Annotated in this window: 18 protein-coding genes; 3 read left to right on the top strand and 15 right to left on the bottom strand. The window is 37.8% G+C overall.

Annotation, left to right across the window (positions count from 1 at the left end):
• Window positions 1–160 precede the first annotated feature (160 nt).
• The gene (gene hemA / locus RT99_RS21905; RefSeq protein WP_042566870.1) at window positions 161–1465 is read left to right on the top strand and encodes a glutamyl-tRNA reductase; all 1305 of its coding nucleotides are present in this window, start codon (window positions 161–163) and stop codon (window positions 1463–1465) included.
• A gap of 686 nt (window positions 1466–2151) precedes the next feature.
• Here hemA and RT99_RS21900 read toward each other — a convergent pair.
• On the bottom strand, window positions 2152–2733 hold the full coding sequence (locus tag RT99_RS21900) for a Crp/Fnr family transcriptional regulator (RefSeq protein ID WP_117614833.1): 582 nt from the start codon (window positions 2731–2733) through the stop codon (window positions 2152–2154).
• Between the two features lie 214 nt (window positions 2734–2947).
• On the opposite strand from RT99_RS21900, the gene RT99_RS21895 reads away from it, so the two are divergent.
• Window positions 2948–3682, top strand: a complete 735-nt coding sequence (locus RT99_RS21895; protein ID WP_042566869.1) for an SDR family oxidoreductase — start codon at window positions 2948–2950, stop codon at window positions 3680–3682.
• A gap of 637 nt (window positions 3683–4319) precedes the next feature.
• Here RT99_RS21895 and RT99_RS25495 read toward each other — a convergent pair.
• From RT99_RS25495 to RT99_RS21855, 9 genes are all read right to left on the bottom strand, one after another.
• A complete protein-coding gene (locus RT99_RS25495) occupies window positions 4320–4634 on the bottom strand; it encodes a hypothetical protein (RefSeq protein ID WP_165587224.1) in 315 nt (104 codons plus the stop codon).
• Window positions 4635–4792: 158 nt separating this feature from the next.
• Entirely contained in the window at window positions 4793–6055 is a 1263-nt protein-coding gene (locus RT99_RS21890; protein WP_042566868.1) for an NAD(P)/FAD-dependent oxidoreductase, read from the bottom strand.
• A 238-nt stretch (window positions 6056–6293) separates the two neighbouring features.
• Window positions 6294–7130: a phospholipase A gene (locus RT99_RS21885; RefSeq protein WP_082037001.1), complete on the bottom strand. Its 837-nt coding sequence runs from the start codon at window positions 7128–7130 to the stop codon at window positions 6294–6296.
• A gap of 136 nt (window positions 7131–7266) precedes the next feature.
• Complete coding sequence (locus tag RT99_RS21880) at window positions 7267–8307, bottom strand: beta-ketoacyl-ACP synthase III (protein ID WP_042566866.1); 1041 nt, start codon at window positions 8305–8307, stop codon at window positions 7267–7269.
• Window positions 8308–8573: 266 nt separating this feature from the next.
• A complete protein-coding gene (locus RT99_RS21875) occupies window positions 8574–9407 on the bottom strand; it encodes a universal stress protein (RefSeq protein ID WP_042566865.1) in 834 nt (277 codons plus the stop codon).
• Window positions 9408–9492: 85 nt separating this feature from the next.
• The gene (locus RT99_RS21870; RefSeq protein ID WP_052483762.1) at window positions 9493–10761 is read right to left on the bottom strand and encodes a TolC family protein; all 1269 of its coding nucleotides are present in this window, start codon (window positions 10759–10761) and stop codon (window positions 9493–9495) included.
• Between the two features lie 76 nt (window positions 10762–10837).
• Window positions 10838–13978 (bottom strand): efflux RND transporter permease subunit, encoded by a 3141-nt coding sequence (locus RT99_RS21865; RefSeq protein WP_052483761.1) that lies wholly within the window; start codon window positions 13976–13978, stop codon window positions 10838–10840.
• A gap of 22 nt (window positions 13979–14000) precedes the next feature.
• A complete protein-coding gene (locus RT99_RS21860) occupies window positions 14001–15029 on the bottom strand; it encodes an efflux RND transporter periplasmic adaptor subunit (RefSeq protein WP_165587223.1) in 1029 nt (342 codons plus the stop codon).
• A 207-nt stretch (window positions 15030–15236) separates the two neighbouring features.
• Window positions 15237–16142, bottom strand: coding sequence for an AraC family transcriptional regulator (locus tag RT99_RS21855; protein WP_131494944.1), 906 nt, complete (start codon window positions 16140–16142; stop codon window positions 15237–15239).
• Between the two features lie 755 nt (window positions 16143–16897).
• On the opposite strand from RT99_RS21855, the gene RT99_RS25490 reads away from it, so the two are divergent.
• Window positions 16898–17074, top strand: coding sequence for a hypothetical protein (locus RT99_RS25490; RefSeq protein ID WP_165587222.1), 177 nt, complete (start codon window positions 16898–16900; stop codon window positions 17072–17074).
• A 748-nt stretch (window positions 17075–17822) separates the two neighbouring features.
• On the opposite strand, the gene RT99_RS21845 is transcribed toward RT99_RS25490, so the two are convergent.
• From RT99_RS21845 to RT99_RS25955, 5 genes are all read right to left on the bottom strand, one after another.
• On the bottom strand, window positions 17823–18905 hold the full coding sequence (locus tag RT99_RS21845) for a LamG domain-containing protein (RefSeq protein WP_042566861.1): 1083 nt from the start codon (window positions 18903–18905) through the stop codon (window positions 17823–17825).
• A gap of 20 nt (window positions 18906–18925) precedes the next feature.
• Window positions 18926–20827, bottom strand: a complete 1902-nt coding sequence (locus RT99_RS21840; protein ID WP_042566860.1) for a hypothetical protein — start codon at window positions 20825–20827, stop codon at window positions 18926–18928.
• 53 nt (window positions 20828–20880) lie between these two features.
• Complete coding sequence (locus RT99_RS21835) at window positions 20881–24024, bottom strand: hypothetical protein (protein WP_131494943.1); 3144 nt, start codon at window positions 24022–24024, stop codon at window positions 20881–20883.
• Window positions 24025–24483: 459 nt separating this feature from the next.
• The gene (locus RT99_RS21830) at window positions 24484–24882 is read right to left on the bottom strand and encodes a hypothetical protein (RefSeq protein ID WP_042566858.1); all 399 of its coding nucleotides are present in this window, start codon (window positions 24880–24882) and stop codon (window positions 24484–24486) included.
• A gap of 811 nt (window positions 24883–25693) precedes the next feature.
• Window positions 25694–25876, bottom strand: a complete 183-nt coding sequence (locus RT99_RS25955) for a DDE-type integrase/transposase/recombinase (protein WP_052483760.1) — start codon at window positions 25874–25876, stop codon at window positions 25694–25696.
• Window positions 25877–26120: the final 244 nt, after the last annotated feature.

Genomic DNA, 26120 nt, shown 5'->3' with positions numbered 1-26120 from the left:
TAAACGCTACCTGTTTTTCAGGTAGCGTTTTATATTTAAATCCTACTGGCAACTTATATACAATTATGTCTGGATCCATTATTCTTTAGGATTAAAGGAAGTTTCATCGTGTTTTACAATAACCTACTAATATTTTTTTGAACTTTAAGAAAAGCATAATATGGAAAAATATAACATGTCCAAAAATACCACCTTTTATGCTTTAGGCTTAAGTTATAAAAAAGCAGATGCAACAATTAGAGGCAAGTTTAGTTTGGATACTAAAGCACAATCTGATGTTTTGCTGCAGGCAAAGGCAGAAGGGATCGAATCATTAATTGTCACTTCTACTTGTAATAGAACCGAAATATATGGTTTTGCCAATCATCCATATGAATTAATCAAATTACTTTGCCAAAACAGCGAGGGCTCCGTAGAAGAATTTCAAGAGGTCGCTTACATATACAAGAATCAGGAAGCTGTTAACCATATGTTTCGTGTGGGAACGGGTTTGGATAGTCAGATTTTAGGTGATTTTGAAATCATTAGTCAAATTAAAATCGCTTTTAATAATAGCAAACGCGAGGACTTAATCAATACATTCCTGGATCGTTTAATAAACGCGGTTATACAGGCTAGCAAAAAAGTCAAAACAGATACTGAAATTTCATCCGGTGCCACATCTGTTTCATTTGCATCTGTTCAATATATTATCAGAAATGTAGAAGATATTAGAAATAAAAATATCTTACTATTCGGAACAGGGAAAATTGGCAGGAATACGTGCGAAAATTTAGTAAAACATACAAAGAATACCCATATTACCCTTATAAACAGAACAAAGAACAAGGCCATAGAATTAGCTGGAAAACTAAACGTTATTGTAAAGGATTTTCTGAATTTACAAGAAGAAATAAAACAGACAGATGTGTTGATAGTCGCAACAGGTGCACAAAATCCAACTATAGACAAAACACTACTTAACAGAAAAAAACCGCTATTGATATTGGACTTATCGATTCCACGAAATGTAAATCCAGATGTAGCGCAAATTCCAGGTGTAACTTTAATACATCTCGATTATTTGTCTCAGATTACAGATTACACGCTTGATAGAAGAAAACAACATATTCCTGCTGCAGAAGCAATTATTGAAGACATGAAATTAGAATTCAATACATGGATAAATGGTCGAAAATATGCGCCAACTATCCATGCGTTAAAAGCTAAACTAAATGATATTGCGGCAAGCGAATTGGCTTTTCAGAGAAAGAAAACAAGCAATTTTGATGTCGCTCAGGTTGATTTAATCAGCGCCAGGATTATTCAAAAAATAACAAACCACTTTGCAAGCCACTTGAAAAATGAAAATACTTGCGTGGATGAAAGTATAGAATTTATTGAAAAAGTATTTCAAATTGGACAGCTTTCACCGACACACACTTCTTCCCAAATTGAAAAAACATATAAGATCAATCTTTCATAGACGTCATTAGCTTTTGAAAACAATTTTCGAACTGTATCTGAAATACCCAGATAATTTAGCAAATTTGATCCTGAAACTTGCTGTTACTAACAACTGATCTAATACAGTTCAATCCCCAACAGGACATCCAAACCAAAATACTGAAGACATATAAAGACAACCCCTACATGTAGTACGCCAATATCTTCAAATCGTCCATAAATTTTATAGAAATTTGTCCTGTTCCTGTCACTACACAGCCAAATGGCGCCAATTGAAGTCAATTGGCGCCATTTTTTTATTTAACAAAACTATTAATCATTATATTACTGATTTTTTTATTTTCGTTTCCTTTTTTTTAGACATAAAAATCAGAAAATTGTTTGAAAAAAAAATACATCTTCCAATAAAAAATAATAGAAATTTTAAATTTAATGTGCGATAGCTTAAGAGGATTCGAACACCAAGAGCGAACCAAAAATTAAGTTTTATACTCTCTAGATTGTTTTAAATGAATTTTCAAAGACTATACGGATTTATAAGTATTTATTATTTAAAACAAAATACTAGTTTTGGGTATAATTGAAGTTAAAACCTGCTCGCTCATATTGAATCCAAGCCGAAACCTATATTTTTTAAAAACATCTCCGACTGAATTCTAGAGATTGATTTCTTTTTTTTCATCATCCTTTTATGAGGTGACTATTTTACTTAATATTTCTTCGAATCCTGCTCAGGGATTGTGGTGTTATTTCAAGATATGCTGCGATATCACTTAGCGATACACGAGATGCAATATCGGGCTGCTGCTCCATGAATTTTCGATATTTAGTTGTTGAATCCTGTCCCAGATAACTATTCCGGATCAGAATCTTGTCTAAAAGAGTTTGCTGAATAGTTTGTGCTACAATAGATTCAATGGCAGGAATCTTTAAATAGAGTACTTCCAGTTGTTTTTTTGAAATTCTAAAAACCTGGGTATTACAAGCTGCCTGGATGCTTTCTGTAGCAACTGTCCCATTCTTAAAATTGTTTAAAATGGTGCAAAATTGATTTTCTTTTAAAAAGAAGTGGGTAACATTATTACCTTTTTCATTTTGCACTAAAATTCTGAGGACACCCGAACTGATAAAAAATAATTCATCTGGTACATGCCCACAATAAAAAAGATAATCTCCTTCCTTATGGCTGCTTTCCATAAAATATTCTGAAATTAATTCTTTTTCATTTTCTTCAAATATATGATACTGCTGCAAAAAAGAAATGAGGTTGTTAGTGATGACATGCATTTTGATCTCAATTAGTTAGGCAATCAAAATTATAACTTAATTTTGAATAATACCTGACAAAAAACCCGATTCGTTTTTACCATTTGTTAAGTGTCACAAGTTTTATTTTCAGGAGATTTGCAATCATAATTAAATAATGGGAATTGAGAAATATCGATAATGCCAATTGCTCTTTTTAATTATTACTAATCACCATTTATCTAAATTTAATTTTATGAATACAAATTTAAAAACCCTTTCGGGTAAGAAGATCATTTTATTGGGTGCCAGTTCCGGCATTGGATTAGCTACCGCTATCGCTGCTGCGCAAGAAGGAGCAAAAGTTATTATAGTGTCCAGTAACATAGATCGCATCAATAATGCTCTACGTCAGCTGCCTGAAAATTCAGAAGGCTTTGCGATAGATTTAAGCAAGGAGAGTAATATCGGGAGCTTCTTTAAGAAAATTGGAAATTTTGACCATCTTATTTATACAGCTGGTGAGAATCTTCAATTAAGCCTTATTAGTGAAACCGATATTGATGCTACAAAATCTTTTTTTGACCTGCGTTTCTGGAGTGCTGTTGCGGCGGTAAAATATGCTACGTCTTTTATAAATCCGGGTGGTTCTATTTCCCTGACCAGCGGAACTGCCAATGCACGTCCGGCAGCGGGATGGTCAGTAGCTTCCGCTATATGCGGGGCAATGGAGGCTTTTGTAAGGGCTATGGCTGTTGAATTAGCTCCTATTCGGGTTAATTGTGTAGTGCCGGGTGTTTTAAAAAGCAATTTGTGGGATACAATGCCCGAAGCCGATCGCGAGGATATGTATAAGTATTATGCAGATACTCTCCTCCTGAAAAGAGTGGGCGAAACTGAAGATGTTGCCGACGGATTCTTATATCTGATGAAACAGCAACACGGGACAGGACAAAGCCTGGTTATCGATGGTGGGACATTGTTAATATGAAGCAAAAAAGTGAATTAAAAGCCGGTATCGGCTTTTTGTTGATAATAACATAAAGAGGAAACCAAAACTAAAAATTCTAGTTTGAAATAAGAAAAAGCTACCATTCTTTAAACTTATAAAAAACAAAAAGAATACCCAACCGTATAGGATTAATTTTAATAATTTTCCATCAATCCCCGACAGGACATCCAAACCAGATTCATAAAGCCAATCAAAGACAGGGCCTACATGTAGTAAGCCAATCTCTTTAAATCTTCTATAAAATTTACAGAAATTTGTCCAGTCGAGGTGACAAACAAGCCAAATGGCGCCAATTGAAGACAATTGACGCCATTTTTTTTATTTGTACTACTAAAGAAATTAACTTTGAATCATTTTTATCTTTCTTCTGTCTTTCTTTAGCCCGATTGCTTCGCCAGTTCGCTTCGCTCGTGTGCAGTAAGATCCGTTTGTGCCGGTGTTCGGCACAAGCGATTGGAACGTATAGCGGGAAGAGCTCTCACAAATAATATTAAAAGCAACTGCGCTAATCTAAATCGCATTTCAATTGCAGGAAATTTTATGAAGGTCCATATCTTCGATTCCTATCTGCTGCTAGATTTAGGTAAAAAATTGGTTGATTACCGTTGCTGCACTTTTAATTATCATTACTAAACCATTTGGCACAGCTGATGATAGAAATTGGTTTTTCTGTTGCCTTAAAATCTTTTTTTTTGCGACGCTGAATTTCCGCGTTCAACTGGTTCATTTTAAAAGTTAACGGCAAAAGGCAATGGGTAAACAGCACAATTACAGAGAGCAGTATAAAGTCGTGCGTGCTGTATAGTAAACGAATTAAAAACAGTATTGTCAGAAACATCAGAACACTGATAGCCATCACTATATAAAATATTCCTCTGCGCCTGCATTTAAGTTCCTGCAGTGTTAAAATTGATAAATCCCTACCTTTCATAAAAACCGCTTTGTTTTAAACAGACATGTATTATTAACATTGAAGGACATGTCAAAGAACTCCTGAAAATGTATTGATGTAGTATATGCAGCGACAATCCTTTTAATGTCCTAAAGAATTTTCCTTTCCTAATATAACTTTTGTAAATCCTAAATTATCTACTGCTTTACCTTGCCAATAATGCTGCGTAAAGCCGGATCGTTTGTCATCAAACTCCAAAACCAGTTCGATAATAACTTTAGTCGGTTACGTACTCCTGTTAAAGGTACCAAATGCACGAGCAGCCAAACCAGCCAAGCAGCTAATCCCCCAAAATACATTTTTGGCAAATCAACAACTGCCTTAAATTTTGATATTATGGCCATGCTGCCTTTGTTCTTGTAAAGAAAGGGTTTCGTCTTAATACCGAGGATCTCGCGCTGTAAGTTTTCTGCAAGTTGTTTTCCCTGCTGTATGGCTACCTGAGCTAATTGTGGATGGCCTTGAGGGTATCGGGTATCATGAAGAGCCAACGCCTGATCCCCGATACAGAAAAGATTAGAATAACCATCTACCTGATTAATGTCATTAACCAATATCCTGTCTCCCCTTCCTATACAAGCGGCAGCAATACCATCAACTTTTCGAGCTTTTACCCCTGAGGTCCATAACAAAGTTTCTGCTATAATTATCTCCCCGCTGGAGAGTTTCACCTCGCTGTTTTGGTAATCGTTGACCAAAGTGTTCAGCATAATAATTACTCCCAGTTTTTCAAGTACACGGTAAGCCTCTTGCTGTGCATTAATGCTCATCGTATTGAGAAGATTTGGTGCTCCCTCAATAAGATATATTTTTGCTTTTAGACCTAAAGCCTCCGGATAATCTTTGTCTGCAATGTTTCTGCCCAATTCCGCTATCTTTCCAGCAAGCTCGACCCCAGTCGGTCCTCCACCAGCAATTACAATAGTTGAAAATTTTTGCTTTTCTTCTAGAATTACACTTCTCATGCTCTTCTCCATAGAAAAAAGTATATGATTACGTATCATAAGGGCATCCTCTATACTCTTCATCGCAATTGCATTTTTCTTTATGTTTTCATTTCCAAAATAATTAGGTTCTGTTCCCATAGCAAGTACCAGGTAATCATATGAGAGTGTACCCTGGTCTGTCACAAGCTTATTAAATTCAGGAAGTACCTTATCTAGTTTGCCCATATGGAAACGGATATTAGATGCCTTTTGAAAAAGCTTGCGAAAAGGATAAATTATATTGGATGGCTCAATAAAAGCAGTAGAAACCTCATATAGAAGCGGCGGAAAAAAATGATAATTGTGTTGATCTAACACTATAACATCCAGCTTAGGATTATTTGCAAACTTTTTAGCCAGACGAATCCCGGCAAAACCACCGCCAACTATAACAACCTTTTTTTTATTATCCATTTTACTGGTATTAATTTTAAATATTATAACCTCCTGCCTTCAATTTGCTTTATATAAAGCTATTGAAACAAAAACTACTATTCTCCGGGCAAAGGTAGCTGTCCAAAAGCAATAGAAAAAGGTCAATAAATAGCCAAAATTGGTCTAAATGAAGCTTTTTTACTTTAAAATCGTAAGCATTAATTTATCCCAAAATTTCTAATTAAACCGTATCAGCATGAAATATCATTTTTATGATTCAGTAAAAACGGTGAAATGTCGGTTTCAAAATAAATCCTGCCCGGAGCATTCCCCTTTCAGATTTAAAATCTATCAGACTCTCACTATAACCCTGCCACCACTGCAAGGTAATGAGCTGATTAGCCTTTTTTGACAGTTTATAGCTGATCCCTGCATTCAAACTTCCCTTGAAATCCCAGCTGGCGCCTTTTCTTAGCGTTAAGTCAAAAAACAATCTGTCATTGCAGGTGATCCACTGAAGCTGCCCCTCGCCGTATCCGATGTATTTTGGAAGAGATGGATTGTTATCTATCAAAAAAGGCAGCCATGCCTTGACCGAAACAAAAAGTTCGGGAGAAAATACTCTAATAAATCCTATCGAAATCATATTTATGCTTCTTGAATAGATACTGTCGCGTCCATTGGATTCGTGTTCTATTCCATAGGTCAGAGCACCAACAAAATGATTATTTCTAAATACAGGCCTGAGCATCATCAATCCCGGATTATAATTGCTTTCCTCAAAAGGGCTTGATGCTTTATATATCTTCCAAAAGGATTTTTGTGTGTAAGTTAGATAAGCATAAGAATCAAACAGCAAAGGTTTGTCTGATAATCGCTGCTTGAAGCTAAACTGAAACTTAGCATCCATGCTGTTTCTCGTAGGTGTTTTATCTAAATTCACACCCGTTACAAAATAATTATCTTTATAGATCGAAAAGGCAGGAAGCTGGGTAATTATTTTATGAATTGAATCTCTATCCAAGGAAAATTGCGCATAGCTGAAGGTATAAAACATTAATAACAGTAAGAAATAGTTATTTTTTATGTACCGAGAAAATAGATTGCATTTCATATAATTTTTTATTAGTAAGCATCAGCCATTTATTCTAAATTCAACTCAATAGCAGATTTAAAAATTTATTTGCAGAGAGATCACAATAAATTATGCGCCTCACAAATAGATTATTTAAGATTGTATAAAATAGTCGTCAGTAAATTGACACTACTTCTTTTTGACTTCTTTTTGCTGTATCAGCATTTTTTTTGTCTCGCATTACACCCCATTTTATACAAGCTGCTCCCCAAGAGAAGCCAGCCCCGAAGGTTGTGACTAATAGGTTTTCTCCTGTCTTAAAATCATCTTTGAAATCCCAAAGACAAAGAGGAATTGTTGCAGAGGTCGTATTTCCGTATTTCTGGATATTAATTTTTATTCTGGATTTATCGATACCTAAATTTGAACCCACCGCCTCAATTATCCGCAGATTGGCCTGATGCGGTATTACCCAGTCAATATCATCCGTGCTAAAGCCGCAGCTTGTTAAAACTTCCCCGCTTACAGAACTCATTGCTGCAACTGCCTTTTTAAAAACATAAGCCCCATCCTGTTTTATGTAATGATCTCTATGAAGTAAACTCTGCATACCAGCAGGTATTTTAGAACCTCCTGCCGGAACTAAAAGCGAAGAAGTACCACTCCCGTCAGTATGAAGAATCGATTTCAATAATCCAAAATCAGATTCTGATGCTTCAAGCAATACAGCTCCTGCTCCATCGCCAAACAAAATACAGGTAGAGCGATCTTCATAATCTACAAGAGAACTCATTTTGTCTGCCCCTGCCACCATAACTTTCTTGTAACGCCCGCTTTCGATCAGGCAGCCCGCTAATTCAAGTGCATATAAAAAACCGCTGCATGCTGCATTGATATCAAGTCCAAAGGCATTTTGTAAATTGCTTTTTTCACATACCAGAGATGCTGCCGGCGCCAGCATATGATCGGGAGTAGCAGTAGCAAGTATCAAGACTTCAATCTCATACGGGTCAACCTCATAGTTTTCGATAAGATTATTAATCGCACCAGATGCAAGATCAGATACAGCAGTATCATCGTCGGCTATTCTGCGCTCTTTAATTCCTGTTCTTTTTTCAATCCATTGTTCTGAAGTATCTACTGTTTTAGAAATTTTTTTATTATCTAAAATTGAAGGCGGCACATAGCCACCGACAGCTGTTATGACGGCATTCATTGTCTATTTTTTTTTAAGCGTAGCTTTTTCATATCGTTATAATGCACTTAATTGAAAAAAGATTAAACAGATGTTTTTTAATCTTTTTTCAATTAAAATAATGGTCACCGAGAGTCTCGGCAACATATTTATTTAATGAAGTTTTTCTTGATATTTTCGATAAGGTAGTAACCCTAAATAAAGGCAGCGAAATTGCCTCCTGAATAATAAGCAAGTACTATGAAATACTAGCCCATTGGTTATAAACGTTTTAAACACCCCGCTTTTTAATACTGCGGAAATGACAATAAAGGGACATCTAAACCCGATGCCATTATTCTTGTTTTGCTTTTGTGGACCAGAGAATCCCAAAAACCATATTTTTTGGGCACCATGACCAGTATATCTGCCTGATAGCGCTTGATTTCTTTTTCTATTTCATTAATAACGGCATTTGACCGCACTGTCTTGTAAATGTACTTCACATCCTCAAACTCTTTTCCCAGTGTGCCATCCCTTACTGCTGCCTCATCCCGTTTCCTTATTTCAGCAACACTTTCCTCGACACTGAAAAGTTCAATCTCAATATCAGGATTTCCTATTACCTTGATAATCCAGCTGAATCTCCTAGCGGCCGAAAAACTCAGCGTATCACAGGCATATAATACTTTTCTTAATTTTTTAAATCGGGCATTGAGAGGCACTGCCAAAACAGGGATATCAATATTTTTAATGACTGATGTTGTGGTGTTGCCCTGCAGATCCTGCTCAAAAGAACGTTCTGCCATACCCATTACAACCAATTCAGCACCTGTGCTTTCAAGTACAGCTGCCAGTTCGTCTTTCAGAAAGGAATAGCTGCAGCAACATTGGACTTCAATTTTAAACAATTGGGCTATTTCTTTACCCAGGGTTTCCAGTCTTAAAATAGCCCTGTCTAATTCTTTCTGCATTTCTTCTGCGCTGATAAGCGCATTTGCGCTGTGCACATTTAAGCTAAAAGAGTTAAATAGAACAAGTTTCGCATTTGCGGCTTGGGCAATTCCTGCCGCATAGGTAACGGCATTTCTGGCTGTATCGGAATAATTTGTAGCAGCGATGATGGTTAGCGGTGTGATCATAGTTGTATGTTTTTAGATGCTTTTGCAAGCCATCAGATATTTTGATTATAAGCAGAAGAGAAAATGCTTCTGCTTATAAAATTATTTAGTATTCGCCAATTGCTTTTTTGTATTTGGCTTCGCTGATTTTGTATCCTGCCTTTGCATCGATAAGATCAGCGTAGGCTTTCTGCCAAAGCACCTGGGCTTCCAAAACGTCTTCTCCCAGAACGGTTCCGGCATCAAAACGATCCTGATTTAAACGAAGATTTTCCTCAGCCTGTTTTAGTGACTTTTTATTCAGATCTATTTGTGTTGCAGCCTGATTAAGCATCAGCCATGCGTTCTGAACCTCAATGCTCAAAAGTTCTTTTGTTTCCTCAAGTTCCAACTTTTGCGCTTCGGTTACAAAATGCTGTTCTTTTACCTTCTGTTTCCTCGCTCCCCAATCCAGAATAGGAACAGAAACTGTTACCAGTCCCACAAATGCCTTCATATCATCGCTCCCGTTAGAAAAATTAATCTTTTTACCGTAAGATGCCAGGCCGTTTGCACTTAAGGCAACAGTGGGTTTTTGGTCTCCTTCCAGTAACTTGGCCTGGTACTCGTTGACCTCGACTGACTTGCTGAGCGCATAGATCTCAGGACGGTTATTTACAGCCGACGCAACATCGGCTTTGCTTATCAGCCGCATATCATCTGAAAAATTGCCTGCTACATCGTATTGAGCTGCACTTAAACCTGTAATCTGAGACAGAGCCAGTTTGGTTATCGTTAAACCGTCTTTAGCTTTTGTCAGGTTAAGGATCGCTTCGTTTTGCTGCACTTCCACTTTAAGCAGATCATTTTTATAGATCAAACCTGCATTAAAAGAGTTCTCAAGGTCTTTTTTCAATTCGCCTAAAAGGCTTAGGTATTTTTCTGCCAGAACTACTTTTTCCTTTAGGTTGACAGCCTGCCAATACGCAGTTTCAGCGTTCAGCAGCACCTCGTCTTCGGTTAAATTTTTCTGGGCGCTCTGCAGGTCAACCAATGAACTTGTCATTTTTTTTGCCGTCTGGATTTTGTTTCCTGCATAGACAACCTGGGTCACGGCTACAGATCCATTAGCACTGTATTCCGGCAGTAAGGTCCTGAAAGGATCCGAGAGATAGAGCCCGAAAACGCTTGCCTCTACGGTGGGTTTTGTCGCTGCATTGGCCGCCTGATTGGCCGCTTTGGCTGCACTAATGCTGCTTTGGGCCTTCTTGAGTTTTTTGTTGTTTTCCAAAGCCATGCTTCTGATCTGATCCAGAGAGACAGTCTGCTGCCCGTGAACAATTCCTGAGAAAAAAATCAGGAACAAAAAATATATAGTGTTTTGTTTACTTTTCATGTCAATTCATTTTTAAACAATCCTGCCGAAATTTTATTACAAATCGACAGGAGGTTTGAAGAATTATTATTATTTATCAATGCTGGTGAACCGGCTTATACAGTACATCCTCTTCTCCATCAGGCTGCTCTTGAGGCGCTTCATCTTCGATTATAGGGTTCTTCAGTAACTTATAGTACATGACAGGCACCACAAAAAGGGTTAGGATCATCGAAAAGATCAAACCAAAAGCCAGCACGCTTCCCAGCGGACCCCACATAGGCGATTTACCTATAATCATAGGCACTACGCCGACTGCGGCAGCGGCAGAAGTCAGGAAGATAGGTCTCATTCTACGTTTAGCAGCGGCAATTGCAGCAGCTTTGTGTTTGTATCCATGATCTCTGATAAGCTCATCTGCATAATCGACCAGTATGATTCCGTTTCGCACCACGATGCCTATCAAACTTATGATTCCCATAAACCCAGTCATCCCAAGTGGATTACCTGTTACAAGAAGTCCTAGGAAGGCTCCAAAAAGACTCAGTAAAAAGGTGCACAATACGATAAGCGCCTTTCCAAGACTTTTGAACTGAAACAAAAGTGTCAGGAAAATCAAAATAAGGCTGACTCCTAAAGATATTCCCATACTTGGCGCATTCTCCCCGCTTGATTCAGCGTCTCCTCCGTATTGAATAGTAGTTCCGGCAGGAAGTTTAAGAGCATCTATTTCCGGCTTTACTTCTTGAAGAATACGCGAGGGTTTTTTACCCAGCTGCGCCTCTGAATATACACTCAGCATCTTTAATCCGTTTCTTCTCAGTAGCATTCCGGTGTGCCATTCAGGATCTAGAGTTGCTACAGCTTTAAGCGGCACTTTCTTCCCGTAACGTGTTGTAATGTGAAGATTCTGCAAGGCAACGAGATCTTTACGGCTGTCTTCGTCATAACGAAGGAAAATGTCTACCGTCTTATCTCCTTCCCATAAGGTGGAAATAGAATATCCTTTTAAACCGGCTCCTAAAGTCTGCGTAATGGCTTGTGTGCTTATACCTAAGCGGCTTGCTTTCGCATTATCTATATTGAGTTTGACCCCCATATAATCGTACTCGCTGCTCAATCGGACATAGTTGACCCCCTCAGCTTTTTCCAGAATTTTTTTGACTTCTATAGCTGTACGTTTCTGATCGGCTTCATTTTCGCTTACCACCCTGATATCAATCGGAGCACCCTCCTGAAAACTCAGCTGTTTGATTTTAACCGCTCCGTCCTGCATAAAACCTTTTAGCTTGTCCAGATACTCTTTGGCCATTTCATTTGTTGCATCAATGTCGGTTGTTGTAATAAATACCTGCGCAAATTGCTTTCTTGGAGTTTCCGGTGCGTATGACGTATGAAAACGAGGTGAACTCATTCCTATGAAACTCGTTACGTCAACAACCCGTTTGTCTTGTTTTAGGATATTTTCCAATTCTTTTACTTTCGCTTCGGTTTTCTCCAAAGACGTGCCGTTTGGCATCCAGACTTCCATATTAAACTGATTGCGCTCACTTAAAGGGAAAAATTCAGAATCGACTTTTGTAGCAATAAAGAGAGCTGCAACAACAGAAAGCAATCCCAATCCCATAGTTGTTTTAGGATTTCTAAAAGCTGCTTCTACTCCTTTATCAAAAGCGGACTGAAGGTGATCCAGCAGGTTTTTCTTTATGGGTCTGTCGCTTATTTTGTGTTTTAATCCTTTCTTTATAAACACATAACAAGTGTACGGGGTAAAAAGAAGCGCAATAAGCATGGAAACAATAAGAGCTATGGCAACAGTTACCGGAAGATAAAACATAAAATCCTTAGCAATTCCGTCCATAAAAATGGCCAGCGGCAAAAATGCGAATATAATGGCGAGTGTTGCCGTAAATATTGGAACCATCAATTGTTTGGCAGCCTGCCAGGCACCTGTCCAAGGCTCTACGCCTTCGTCGAGTTTCTCGATATAATTGTCGACCACCACGATGGCATTATCGACTACCATTCCTAGTACAATAATAAGAGCGGCCAGTGTTACCTGATGAAGCTCCACCCCGAACATGCTCATAAAGGCAAAAGTAATCAGCATAGAAATCGGAGCTGCCGCGGAAGCCACTACTGCTATACGAAAAGGCAGTAAAAGCATGACCACCAAAAGCACCGATCCGATTGCCAGACCAAATTCTTTCATAAAATGACTGATACTGTGCTCCACATCTTTTGGCTGGTTCACAATGGTTTTCATTTTAATATCCGGAGGAAATGTTTTTTGGATAGCCGCAATTTTTGCTTCAACTTCTTCACCAAATGCTACAATATTGTTCCCCGGAAGCATATCGACAGACAAGACCATAGCTTTGTCTTCCCCTACACGTACAAATGATGATTTTTCTTCGAAACGGCGTTCAATCTCAGCCACATCTTTTAACCGGACAATTGTTCCAGATGGTGTCGTGTAGACAATCTGGCTGGCAATATCATTTTCATCCTTGTAACGGCTGTTGGCATAAATAGGCACAATATTATTAGATCCTACTGATACTTCTCCAGTATAGCCTGTAATATTCTGCTGTTGCAGGATCCCCATTAAAGCGCCGGCATCCAAGCCATACTGCTGAAGTTTTTTATCGTTTATTTTAATATAGATCTGCTGTCTTTGCCCCCCCGAACGATTGATCTTAGAAACCATCGGAATGACTTTTAGCCCGTCTTCCAGTTTGTCAAGGTATTTTTCGATCTCAGCATACGAACGCTCTTTTGACGATACAGAAATAATCATTGCCGTAACATCGGCAAAATTACTGTTGATAAAGGGCCCTATAACACCCTGAGGCAATTTTGAACGCAAATTGGCATCCATATCCAGTTGCAGAGTATGCCAGAATTTCTTTCTGTCTTTTACATTTGTGTAAATTTCGGTAGTAATAAAAACCTGTCCTTCACGAACTTCTGACTTTACTTTCTTCTTTTTGATTTCTTCAAATGAGAATAAGTACTGTTCTATTTTCTTTGCCACTTCTTCTTGTACCTGATGTTCATCAGCACCGGGATAAATAGCATATACCAGAGCTGTAGGCATATCAATTCTAGGGTTTTCGCTTCGGGGCATGTTCACTAAGGAATTGATTCCCATCAGCATCAGCAGGACAACCAGTACAATGACAACCTGCTTGTGCTTCATTGCGGCTTCTAAAAAGTGTATTTTTCGCTTTGTCATCTTTTAATTGAATTTTAGAAAATTAGAATTTGACAGGCGTACCGTCTATTAAGTTGGTTTGTCCCTTTACAATGATTTTGTCGCCCGCCTGAAGTCCTTCTTTTACCACAACATCATTCGTTCCGGTTATTTTAGATATATTGACTCTCTTTTTAAAAGCAGTATTTCCTTCTTTGGCGATATACACGTAGTTTATATTATCTGGATCTCGCACTAGGGCTTGCGCCGGAATAATTATTGTATTTTGAATCTGTCCGGAGTTGATGCTGATATCGGCAATCATTCCAGGAAGCAGCTGTCCATTGACATTCTCCAGACGCACCTTAACGGTGTAAGTTTTCGAAAGATCATCGCCCTGCGGATTTATTATGGTGATTTTTCCTTTGATTTCCCTATTCAGGGATGGAATTGTAATATTGGCGTCTGCACCTATTTTCAATGAAGTGATTTCATTTTCATTAATAGCTGCCACAGCATATACTTTGTCTGTTTTTACAATGGTAAAAGCTGGAATTCCAGGCGCTGCGCTGGCACCTGCCTCGGTTAGTTTATGGGTTACGATTCCTGAAAAAGACGCATACAATTTGGTGTCGTGCATGTTTTTTGATGCCGTTTCCTTATTGGCTTTTGCTTGCGCCAGACCAGTCTTTCCAGCGATGTAGTCACGCTGTGGAAGGCTTCCTTTTTTGTACAGCTGATCCAGACGGTTAAAGTTGTCCTGTGACTGTTCCAAAGCTGCATTTGCGACGATAAGATTGTTCTGATATGCATTCTGCTCTATGGACGCCAGAAGCTGTCCTTTGACCACACGCTGTCCCTCCTGCACCAGAACAGCAGTCACCCTTCCCGGAACACTAAAGCCGATAGAGACTGTATTGTCAGCCTCGATAGTACCGCTGTAATCCAAAACCTCTGCCTGGGATGACAGCTCTATTTCCTTCACACTGACTTTTACGGGTTCAGCGGTCTGGTTTTGGTCTGTTTCCTTTTTAGCGCACCCGGCGGTTAATAAAATAACACTCAGAATAAACAAGATATTCCTCTTAAACATTACCATATAATTTGCTTTTTAATTTGTTATTAAAATTCCATCCAGTTATTCCAAACTGATGGTGCAAATTTCCATAGAATGTTTAGTCCTTAAAAGGTCTGTTCCGAGCCATTTTTGGTCTAAAACCGTTATTTTAGACAATAGAGTTTTGCCTCACTTGCATAAGAGAGGTAGTTTTTAAAGAAAAATATCGCGAAAATTTAAAGGCTATTTGTATTTGTCGCGAAATGATTTTGGGGTAACTTTCATTTTCTTCTTAAAGAATTTTCCGAAAAAAGACTGATCACTGAAATGAAGTATTTCAGCAATTTCTGCCAGCGAATGAGAGGTTTCCATCAGCAGGTTTCGCGCCTCCATGACTACTGCTTCCTCAATAATTTCGCGCGAAGTGTTTCCCGTAACCTCTTTGGTTAGTTTAGACAAATGCCCAGCAGTTATAAATAGTTTATCGGCATAAAACTTGACATTTCTATTATTGCGAACATGAATCGAAAGCAGGGATAAAAACTCATGAATGATCTCTTTCTTTCTATTGGTTTTCAAATCGGCCTGATTTACTCCGCTTCGGTGCATTTCCATCATTTCAAGCGCCAGCAGATTGAAATAGTGAAATATTTTTGCCTTCTTATAGAGATTATGTTCTGATTGTGACAAATTCAGTGTATACATTTTTGTCATGATATCGAAAATAATACTATACTGATCTTCTGTAAGTGATAATATTGGGGTTTGGTTAAGCTCTGTTAATCTAAAAAGTCTTATATCCTCATAATTAAGCATATTGGTCATAGCAAATTCGTCCGTAAATACACAACCTATATTCTGAACAGGTTCTATAATTTCCAAAATATGTATCATCGACTGTGACGATAGTACCATCGTATCCATTGGACCAACAATATAGGTCTGCAAATCAATCTGTACTTTTATCCTTCCTTCCAGCATGAGCAATACAGCGGTATTGCAGCTTCTAAAAGGAAAAGGAAATGGATTTCCTTCAATAACCTCTTTATTGTAATGCACATGAAACTCTGTTCCGTGTGCTGCTTCTTCCCCCAGCATATTAATAATATCCCGCAGGCTGTAATTTCGAATTTCTGTATATCTGCCCACTTTTATTAATTATGACAAAGCAAAGTTAAAATATTAACTTTTAAACTTAAGGCAATTTTTTAAAATCCAGCATTTGGAGTTGATGTTTTTTTGCTGCAAAAAATTAAAGTGAATTTTACAGGTGTTTCGCTTGATTAATATGTATGGTAATTAAAAGGCACAGTACATTTTTTTCAAAGCTTCAAGTTCCATTCTATATAAATGCTAGAGCTTTATGCAACAAATCTGGAACTCAAGTTATTTTTTTTTACTTTTAAACTGCATTTTAGCTTAACGGATTGCTCTATTGACTTCTTGTTCAATTCATGCAAGAAATTGGCTTATTTCTGACTTAATCTTTTTTCTCGCACAAAAAGCAAAGACGAATAATATTTGTAGAGTTGTATATTAGTTTACCGCCATAAACCAATTGAGTTTTTATATTTTTTTGCATCAATCCCCAACAGGACGTCTAAACCAAATTTACAAAGCCAATGAAAGACAGACGCTATATGTAGTAAGCCAATTTCTTCAAATCATCCATAAATGATGTTGAAATTTGTCCTGTTCCTGTCACTCTTAAAAAAACGTTAAAACATCAGTTTTAGCGTTTTTTTTATGCCTTTTTTACAGAATTTAACCCACTTTAACTTATAAAAATAAACGGTTTGTAAATCCAGTAAGGTCAACTTGACCGGATTCAAACCATTCATAAAATACTAAAAAACAACACATTAAAACAAATTCACTACCTTTATCTTAACAAAATTTTAGCAATGGAATCTGAAAAAGAATTTAAAAGTAAAATTACGCCTCAAAAAGTGCAGCAAATACTTAATGAGGAAGGAATGAATTTAACACTAGAAGAAGCTGCAGATATCTTGAGCTTTCTACAAGAAATGGCATGTATAACAGTGAGAAAATTTTTAAGTGAAAAAGAAGTAACAAAATAGTTTTAGTGGCATCATTATACCAAAAAAAATTAAAGCTTTGATTTTTTTATAATATTCTTCTTTTTAAAGCTTACAAAGTATATTTCAAAATAACTCTCGCATTAAACGGCGTACGAGCAGTAAAATTAATTTCCTCATCAGAACCGGTTTCATTTGCCAGCACAACTAGATTTGAAATATTTTGCTAATTACAACTCCAGAAATTAACTGTACAGTATTGAGTAGAACAAAATGTATTTGAGGTACAAGTAAGATACAATGTAAAGAAGTAAAATTAGAGCCTTAAAATTAAAAGAATTCTATGAAAAGTTTTAAAAATTTATTAATCAAAGTTTTGTAGCATAATCGTGGCACAAAATGTTTTTAAAAACTAAAACCCTTTTGAGTAAAGACCTTCTGAATTTAGGTTCGAAACTTTTAGACACTGTTTATTATAGTCCTTTTTTGTTAACAGGTTTAAGTCCTTTTCCCGTTTCCAAAAAAAAGCTTCAGAGAAATCTGAAGCTTTTTTTTGGTTCGATAAATTTTATTCAGTTTCTTGAAAATTTAAAACCCTGTGGTTTGAGTCCCGTTAAACTCTTCCATCACTAACTCGCTATTTTTGATAAAATTATGAAAAACAAAAATAGATCAATAATTTAGAGATTGCTTAGATACGCCAAGCATCCGTTGATTCCCTTAAGCCCCTACCTGAATTCTGATGGCATAGTCCTATCGTTTTTGATTGAACTTTAGTCGTAAAGGCAATTTATGAGATAACACCTGGAGAAACGTAGGAAACAGATCCTGTTGGTTTAGCGTTATTCTTTGTTGGCGAGCTGTCATTGCCGTTTTGTGCAGAGAAAGTATAATAGCCTACTAGTCCCGCTTCATTTCCTGCAAGTGGCTTATTCATATTCGCTACAATTTCAGCAGCAGATAGCGAACGATTCCACACTCTTACCTCGTCCAGACTTCCTGTGAACTGACGGAATGGCTCCTGTGACTGGGCAACATTACCAATCATCAACGGAAGATTATTGCTTACATTAATTGAAGGGGAAGTATTAGAACGCGGATTAGACGGGATCAGCTTACCATCTACATAAAGTTCTAATACATTAGAACGTCTTACGGCGGTCAGGAAATGCCAGTTGTCATCATTTATTCCGGAAGGAACAGAATTTATTTCATAAAATCCAAAACCATTGTCGGTCGCAAATTTAATACTGGCATCATTTTTTATCACCACAAGAAATCCGCCGTTTCCGGGGCCACCCTGAGTTGATTTTCTTGAAATCACTGTACCTGATCCTTTTGTTCTTACCCATGCCTGAAGAGAAAAATCGGATGTTCCGAAATTATAAACCGGATTGGGCGGTGCACTCAGGTACGATGAATTGCCTGTAAGATTCAATGCATAACTTGCTGTTATATTATATAATATTGCAATAGCAGCATTTATGACATCGGGAGTAAAATTTACTGCGGTGAGCACCACAACCATATTTTCTTTGGAAAGGTTGGGGAAGATTGTTGGATCCAACAATATCTTTCCTAGCTGCAAGGCCGTCAGGTCTGGAAATCCCTTATCTGACATCAGCCCTTCAGCAACGAATTTCGGATCATTTTCGAACGCTTTTAGCCCCTGAGCCATTTCCAAAGGTGTTATTCCCTGCCATATTGCACTTAAAGCAGAGGCCAGCATTTGTGAACTTATTCCAAGGTCTACTACCGGTGCGGCACCAGCAGCTATACCGCCGGATTTTAATTTTTCTACAGCTTTTTGAAGTGCCAGACCGCTCTCTTTGTAAGCGAGCAATTGTTGCTCTAAAATTTTAAGATTTTCCATAATTGATTGGTTTTAATGATTTATTTATAACTCTGGTGAAAAATATTAGCTACTTCCGCAGGGGAGAGTTTCGGGAAATATTGTTTTAGGGCCGGGCCAAGCTGTTCAGTACTATAGCCTGCCTGTCCAAGAGAAACACCAAAATCCATAGCGCTTATTCCTGGAAATTGAGATACAAGATTTCCTCCTGCTTCGATAGCTGTCAGACCTTTCTCTTTATCTGATCTCGCAAGGTCAGCGGGTGTTGTCTTCCCAAAGGCGGCCGAAAGTGCCGCAGCAACCTGTGCTGGCGTAAGCTTAGGAAATCCAATTTTTAGAGCTCCAGCTGTCTCAGTGGATTTATAACCCGCTTTTGCCAATGCTATAGCCGAATCATTAGCAGTGACCGTTGGGAACTGGTTTAAGATAAGGGAAATGCAATCGTTGGCAGATTTATTATTTGCAAACTGCAGCCGGGCGAGTTCAAGCAAGGCGAATACGGTAATCGTTAGTTGTTTTTGGCCTACTATGACACCCTTTATCAAAGCCGTAAGGGTAAATGTTGTAGTCGCTAGAATAGTGTAAGGAAAACTTGCATCTGTAAGTTTTATAGCATTATTTCCTGTGCTAAGATTGTTGATCCCAACTTCTGAAAAATAAGACAGTGAGAGACTGTCAACGCCTTTATCTGTAATCCAGGAGAACTGAATTTTAGCCCCTTCACCCACCACTGCCTGATTGACAAAAAAAGTAAGATACTCTTTAGTTCCAACTATATCCGGCGGCAATTGCCCCACAGTAAGCTGTCCCTGCAGTTCTTGAATTTGAGGTACCTGCCCAGGATTTAGCTTTCCTGTCATCTCCCCCAGACCCGGTAGTTGTATTATGGCGACCTTACCCTTCAAATCCTTAATATCAGGCAGGATATCAGGAGTAAGCTCAGGTAATCTGTCTGTTTTAAGTTGTACACTTTCCCTATCGTTACTACTTACTACAGGCATTCCTGCGGTAACCCTGACTGTAGCTAGAATAACCTTCTCTTTAGTTTTGTTTTCTGCAAATTCCAGAATTGGTGATCCTGAATCGGCTGTGTTTGGAGAAATCAGAAGCAACCAGGTTTTATCCTGAAAAACTGCATCACTCATATCCAGCGAAAAAATTCCTTTTTGGGCTGTTATAGTGCTGTTATTATAGGTTGCAGTATTGTCAAGAACAATCTGGTTTCCCGAAGCATCTACAGCAATTCCACTTGTCAATTGTGCGATCTTATCTGTATTGCTGGCGGTTAATCCGGTAAGTACTCCCGCTGTAAAAGCGTTTTGTACTATTGCATTGTCCTTATTAGGCAGGAAAGGAAGTTGTGATAGAGTTAATTTTCCATTCAGGTTCTGAAGATCAGGAATACGATTTTTATCAAAAATACCTTTTGTTATTACTGAAGCATCAAGATTCTGAATCGATTGTTCGGGGATTCTTGAAGAAAGAATCTCTACTGCCAATGCAGCACTTTCAAGTTTAGATACAACTTTATTGCTGATGGTTACATTGGCAAGCAGTATACCATCATTTATTGGTTTTCCGGCAGCAATCAGGCTTAATACCGGATTACTTTTCAGTTGATTCTTCGTGTCTGGTACAGGAATGGTCTGATGACTTATAACAAACTGATAATCTCCATCAGCCGAAGTTACTGCATAGGATTTGTCCGCTGTCAGTAATATGTAAACTCCATTTATATCAATCGCCGCACCAGAGCTTACGTTAATAGCTGAACCACTTTTATCTACTGTCAGACCCGAAAGCACACCCGAAGAGAGCAACTGCTGATTGCCAAAATTGCGGTACTGGATATGAAAATCCCGCTCCCGGTTGAAATCCTCAACCTGAAGCAGCTGTCCCGCGTAATACTTTTGTTCGATGATAGATGGTATAATATCAGCCATGATTTCTATATTTTAATGATGCACTTATCTTTGGTCGCGCATGATGATAATTTTTATGTAATTCTGGTATTTATGCCTATGACTGCCTGTCCAATCCTCAATCGGGTATTCTCACCGGTCTGGGTAGCATATACTACCTCTGAAGTCAAACCATTTTTATTGTAGCCTTTCATTTTGGCTACAAATGCTTGCAGCTCCTTATTGAATGCTACTGCCCCGTCGAGGCTGTCACCAATCTGGTTTAATGTGTTTATAGTACTTTGAAGATTATTTTCTGCCTCTTGGGTCAAGAAGGTATAACCGGTTATAGAAGTTTGGATGGATGCATTCATCCTGAAATCAGGGTCCTCCTGTAACATTTCTGACCATTCTCTGTTATATGTAGTGCTTGTCATCGCTTTGAAGCCTGTCGGCGGTATTTTTGAAGGTATACCTCTGGAACCTATTTCTCCTCCTAAAAAATTTAACTGATAGACGATATGCAGGTTTTCTCCTAAATTCTTTGAAGGAGCCGGAAAATTCCAATTCAGCATATAATTGCCCTGATCGTTAATGCCTGCTTCTAAAGATGTTACCTGTATTGTAGCAGCCATTTTCTCAAGACTGGAATCGAGAGATGATATAAGCTGCTGTACAGGTGCTTTGATGGCGTTCAGTTTATCCTGAGCCTCCTGCTTTCCATCGTCACCTCCAAATATTTTTTTGATGGCATCCCACACTTTTTCAAGAATACCCAGAAGTCCTCCTACAGCCCCGGCAATACCTGCGGCGAATACTGCGGTAATTACTGCACCAAGTTCAACCAATCCCTCGAGTCCTGCTGTTATAAGTCCTTCTGCTAAAGCTTTTGAAAGCGCCTGAGCCAGGTCCTTTGCAACTTCTTCAGCAGCTCTGCAAAGCATCCTTGCTGCCAGCTTAGCTGCTCCTTTTTTAGCCATCTCAAGAGCAATAGCTTTGTAAAATGTAGGGCTTTTTAGCAGCTGTTCAACGATGCCTCCCATATTGAAAACAAGCGTTTCGATCATCGCCCCTGGCAAGCCGCCAATTGATGTGGGTATTGTCACATTTAAATCCATCCTGATACTGTCGCTCATGATGGTTGTATCGCCAACAGAAAAAGTGTATTTTATTTTCAACGGCATAAGCATAGTTCCATTACCATTGTCAGTAGGACTTTTTCCTTCCTGCAATGCAGGACTGAAACTGGATTCTAGTCCTTCAAACATATTATCTACAATGCTTTCGCAACCTCCGCTGCCTGTCATGCTGTTCAATTTTTGAACCAACGCAGCGATAGATTCTAATTCCTTAATATCGATCCCGTCAATTCTCGTAATTGAAAATCCTCCAGAACCTTGTTTTTTAGTCCATTGCCATTCAAATCCAAATTTTGGATTGTTAAGACTATAGATTCCTGTAAAAATTCCATTTTGATATTTGGCGATGATTTTGTCGCCAATCGTAGTTCCAAAGAGTTTGAGATTACTTATACTTATTTCAAAATTGTTTCCTCCTACTGTACCTATTGAAAGTACCGGAGATTCCAACGATATAAAAAAGGCTGTTATTACTGTAGCACTTGTAATCTTGCCATTCTCATAAGTACCTCCATAAGAACCTGAAAGAGTAATTCCATCAGTTTGTACAGACAGATCAATTACAAACACATATTTTTCAAACAGCAATAAATCCGCATGTATATGATAGCCGGGTTTAAATACGGTTAATGCATTAGCAATTCCTCCACCAGTAGAACCATCTAAATTTTGAGGTTGGTCGAGCTGTATGGGATTAGTATAGGAAAAAGTATAATTTTTTTTGTCTTTTACGGATTCCGGCACACTCAGATAATACATCGTACCGGAAATAAATCCGATCTGTTTAGTGACCTGATCAACCCATTCCCAAGGTTTTTGTATTACCTCTCTAACAAATTGATTAAGGGTTAATACCGGTTTAGCATTGAGAGATACCAGTACCAGGCGGGCTTCTTTATCTTCAAACACCACGTTCCCCTGCAGCTGAAGTTTTACCTCGCTGAAATTAAAATCGATATAGCCGCCTATAGCCAGATCCAATTTTTCTTTAACTTCCTGTTGTGTGCCTTCGGCTTTCTTAGCAAATGTTTTATTGATGCACAGATATAATCTCCCGAAATTGATTCCGGTCATGCCCAAGGGCTTATTGATGCTTTGATTTGGCGAACCTATAGTAATATCGACCGTCGCAACGAGCTTGTCATCATTGACCAATAAGTCGCCACCAAATACAAATGATTTTTCAAAAGCAGTAAAGGTTATGCTGCCGCTCAGTTCATATTGGTTTTTATTTGAAGTATATTTAAAAAGTATTCCCTGTCTGCCCTTCAGCCCTTCTAATGTTAGAAAATTGAGAAATGTTATGGCTGGAAGCTGCGCATAAAAATAGGCATCTGTAACGGGTTCGGGAGTACCACTTTTTTTGTTTTCCGTTTTAAATCCATATAGAATTAATGAATTTACCTGCTCGTTTTTGTATCCAATCGTAATCAGGGACCCGAATAAAGATATCTGGTTGAAATTAATCATTACCCAGAAGCAAATACCAGTAATATCTTCGCCTGAAAATGCTTCGGTAAACTGAGCCGTAAAATCAGTATCTATTTCATTGCCGGCACGTATGCCAACTTTTGTTATTGATGTTCCGTTTTCATTTATTGTTTTTTCAGCCAGCGGAAACGTAGATGGCATGTACCTTCTCACATCTGAATCGCCTGCAGGTCCTTCAGATTTATTTTGAAGACTTGCAATCTGGCGCAATGCGTCGAGGTAAGTAACCTCAGGAGCAGTTGTATCAGGTGCTCCTTCCTTACCGGGAATCGTTTTTTGAGCAGCTGTTTTGGCTACCCTGAATATTCCTGCACTTTCAACATCAATCGTCAGGTTTAGTGTGGTAACACCAAATATTGCTTCTATAATTTTGCCTACATTAATTTTTCCGGAAAAAGCAAAGTATATGACTGATGCATTGTTGGATAAGAAATAAGCTGCTTTTAGAGTAGCATCTTTGAGTACCTGAGAAAGTTTTGTGTTTTGTTTTATCGAAAGATTACAGCCAAGAAATATGATCTGATCTTTAAAATTGGACTGGCTGTTTGCAGCACTTGGGCTAAGATACAGATAATAGAAAAAAGCCTTATCTATACTAATGTCACTCAAAATGGGAATAGGAATCGTTATTTCCTCCATTTCCCCCGCAAATTTTATCAGTCGGTATTCTCCATTTGTATTGGGTTTCTTATGCTGATCTGTTCTGGATATCGCACCGCTAAATTTAGCAACCGAAAGTTTACTGGAACCCTCAGGTATGATGACGTTAAGGCTATTAAACCTTTCTTTTACAGTCTCAGCAAGGTCAAATTTACAGCTCTTTACCTCAATAGATAAAGTAGTACTATTAAACGATGCCTGAAAAACTATAGGAATATCATCAGCTATGATTGTGGTGCCAATTCCGATATTTTGCGTATCTGAATTCATAACTAGAGATTAAATCAAATAAAAATGGATAAATCAATCATTAATAAAAAGGATTTCCAAAAAGTGACTTGCTATGATTAGAAAAACAAGCAGCCTTTCGGTTCACTTTTTGGAAATCCTTACGAAACAGTAACCCGCTTATGCTTTGGTACCCTTTACTGAGCCAGGTATTTCCTTTGCATTTACATAAGCACCTGTAGCAAACTGAATTGCAATATTTTTAATTGCAAATGTAGTCTTCGCAGGGTCAGTGCTGTCTTTGATATTGGGCAGGATGGATGCCGGCGGACTAAGCTCCAGATAAAAATTATCAGGAAATGTCTCTTTGGAGTCCACATTGTAAGATGCTGCAACATGGGCTAACATAGCCACGTTCTCTGTTGTTGGGGTCAGAGCAACTTCTGCTTCATTATAAATTGTTAAAGTGTAAGCGTTAACGTCCACAATTGGTTTGCTTGTCGGAATCGCAACGGACACGTCATAAGTGTCATCCAGGATAATGACGTCGGTCTGAATTTTACCATTAATGTTTGCCATTTTTTATAAATTTAGTTTGTTAATAATTGATTTTACTTTATAATTGGCTTACTTGGTTCTGTCGCATTTACCAGAATCAAATGTAAGTATTTAAGTATTTTTAAAGTTAGCCCGCTTATTTACAGAATGATTTAATCATAGAAATCCCTTGTCTAACCATCTAATCCTTTTTAAGCATATGAACAACTTCAATAATGCTTAGAGTTCTCTTTGCAGATTCAAAATTTTTAAAGCCGAATCCGTTTTGTATGCACCACTAAATAAAATGATAATACTGTTCTACTATTAAGATATTTACACTGTCGGATTTTATCTTTTAGAACAAACGCTTGTTATAAACTTTGATCGCTGCAGTATCAGAACCACTTTTATCAATGTTTATTACTCTTTGGCTGCAGTTGTTACTAATTGCTTTAATTAGAAAAGACTGAGCACTCATTCTCTGTCTTTTCAGGTCAAAAAAAGTCCACGTATTAACTAATATTTATATACTGCAGATAATAGCCTTCGAATAGCAATGACCTTTCGTATTCATTTTTCGATTAGTTTAAAATTCTAAAAAATAAAGTCACCCCCAGATCAGAACCGGAACGTTTGGATATGACATTTTTTTTATGTTTTTAGAAATTAATAAAAACTAATATTTAGAAATAAATCTGCTTTATTATAATTTAAAGTAAATCTAATTTATCATAGTACTATGTCATCATAAAATGTCATGAGCAAGCTTTTTTTAGACACAAGACAGATAAAATAGGCTATGAGTTTTTGTATAAAGAAATATTAAGGTGCTAAAATTTAAATTAGCTATTTATATATTTGATATGTTATATTTCTGCGCGTTCATTCTTTGTTTTTTTCTGGTCAAAAGAAAGTCAATTGTATTGCCTAATTTATCTACTGTCCTATCTAAATAACACCAAATACCTTTTACTTTGATATAGGTTTTATCCAAGCTCCAACTTGCCCCTGCTTTGCCCTTTCTCTTCTTCATCTCTGACTCAATCAAAGGATTAAACTTATAAACCCAGCGTTGGATTATGGCGTAATCGACAATCACCCTACCTAATCTTCATTAGGTGACGGAGCCCCATACTCCGCCGATAAATTTTAACTATAAAAATCACCTTGAAAATAATTAAAATATTGACGTTTTAAGCTTTGTGGCAACATCCTGGCACATGGTGTTTTTGAAAACTATAAACCCCCGTAAAATCAAAGCTTAAGAACTTTATATT

Origin of the sequence: Flavobacterium sp. MEB061 (assembly GCF_000834715.1) — a bacterium.
Lineage (GTDB): Bacteria > Bacteroidota > Bacteroidia > Flavobacteriales > Flavobacteriaceae > Flavobacterium > Flavobacterium pectinovorum.
The sequence above is the reverse complement of the archived record's forward strand: the minus strand, read 5'-3'. Positions and strand labels throughout refer to the sequence as shown.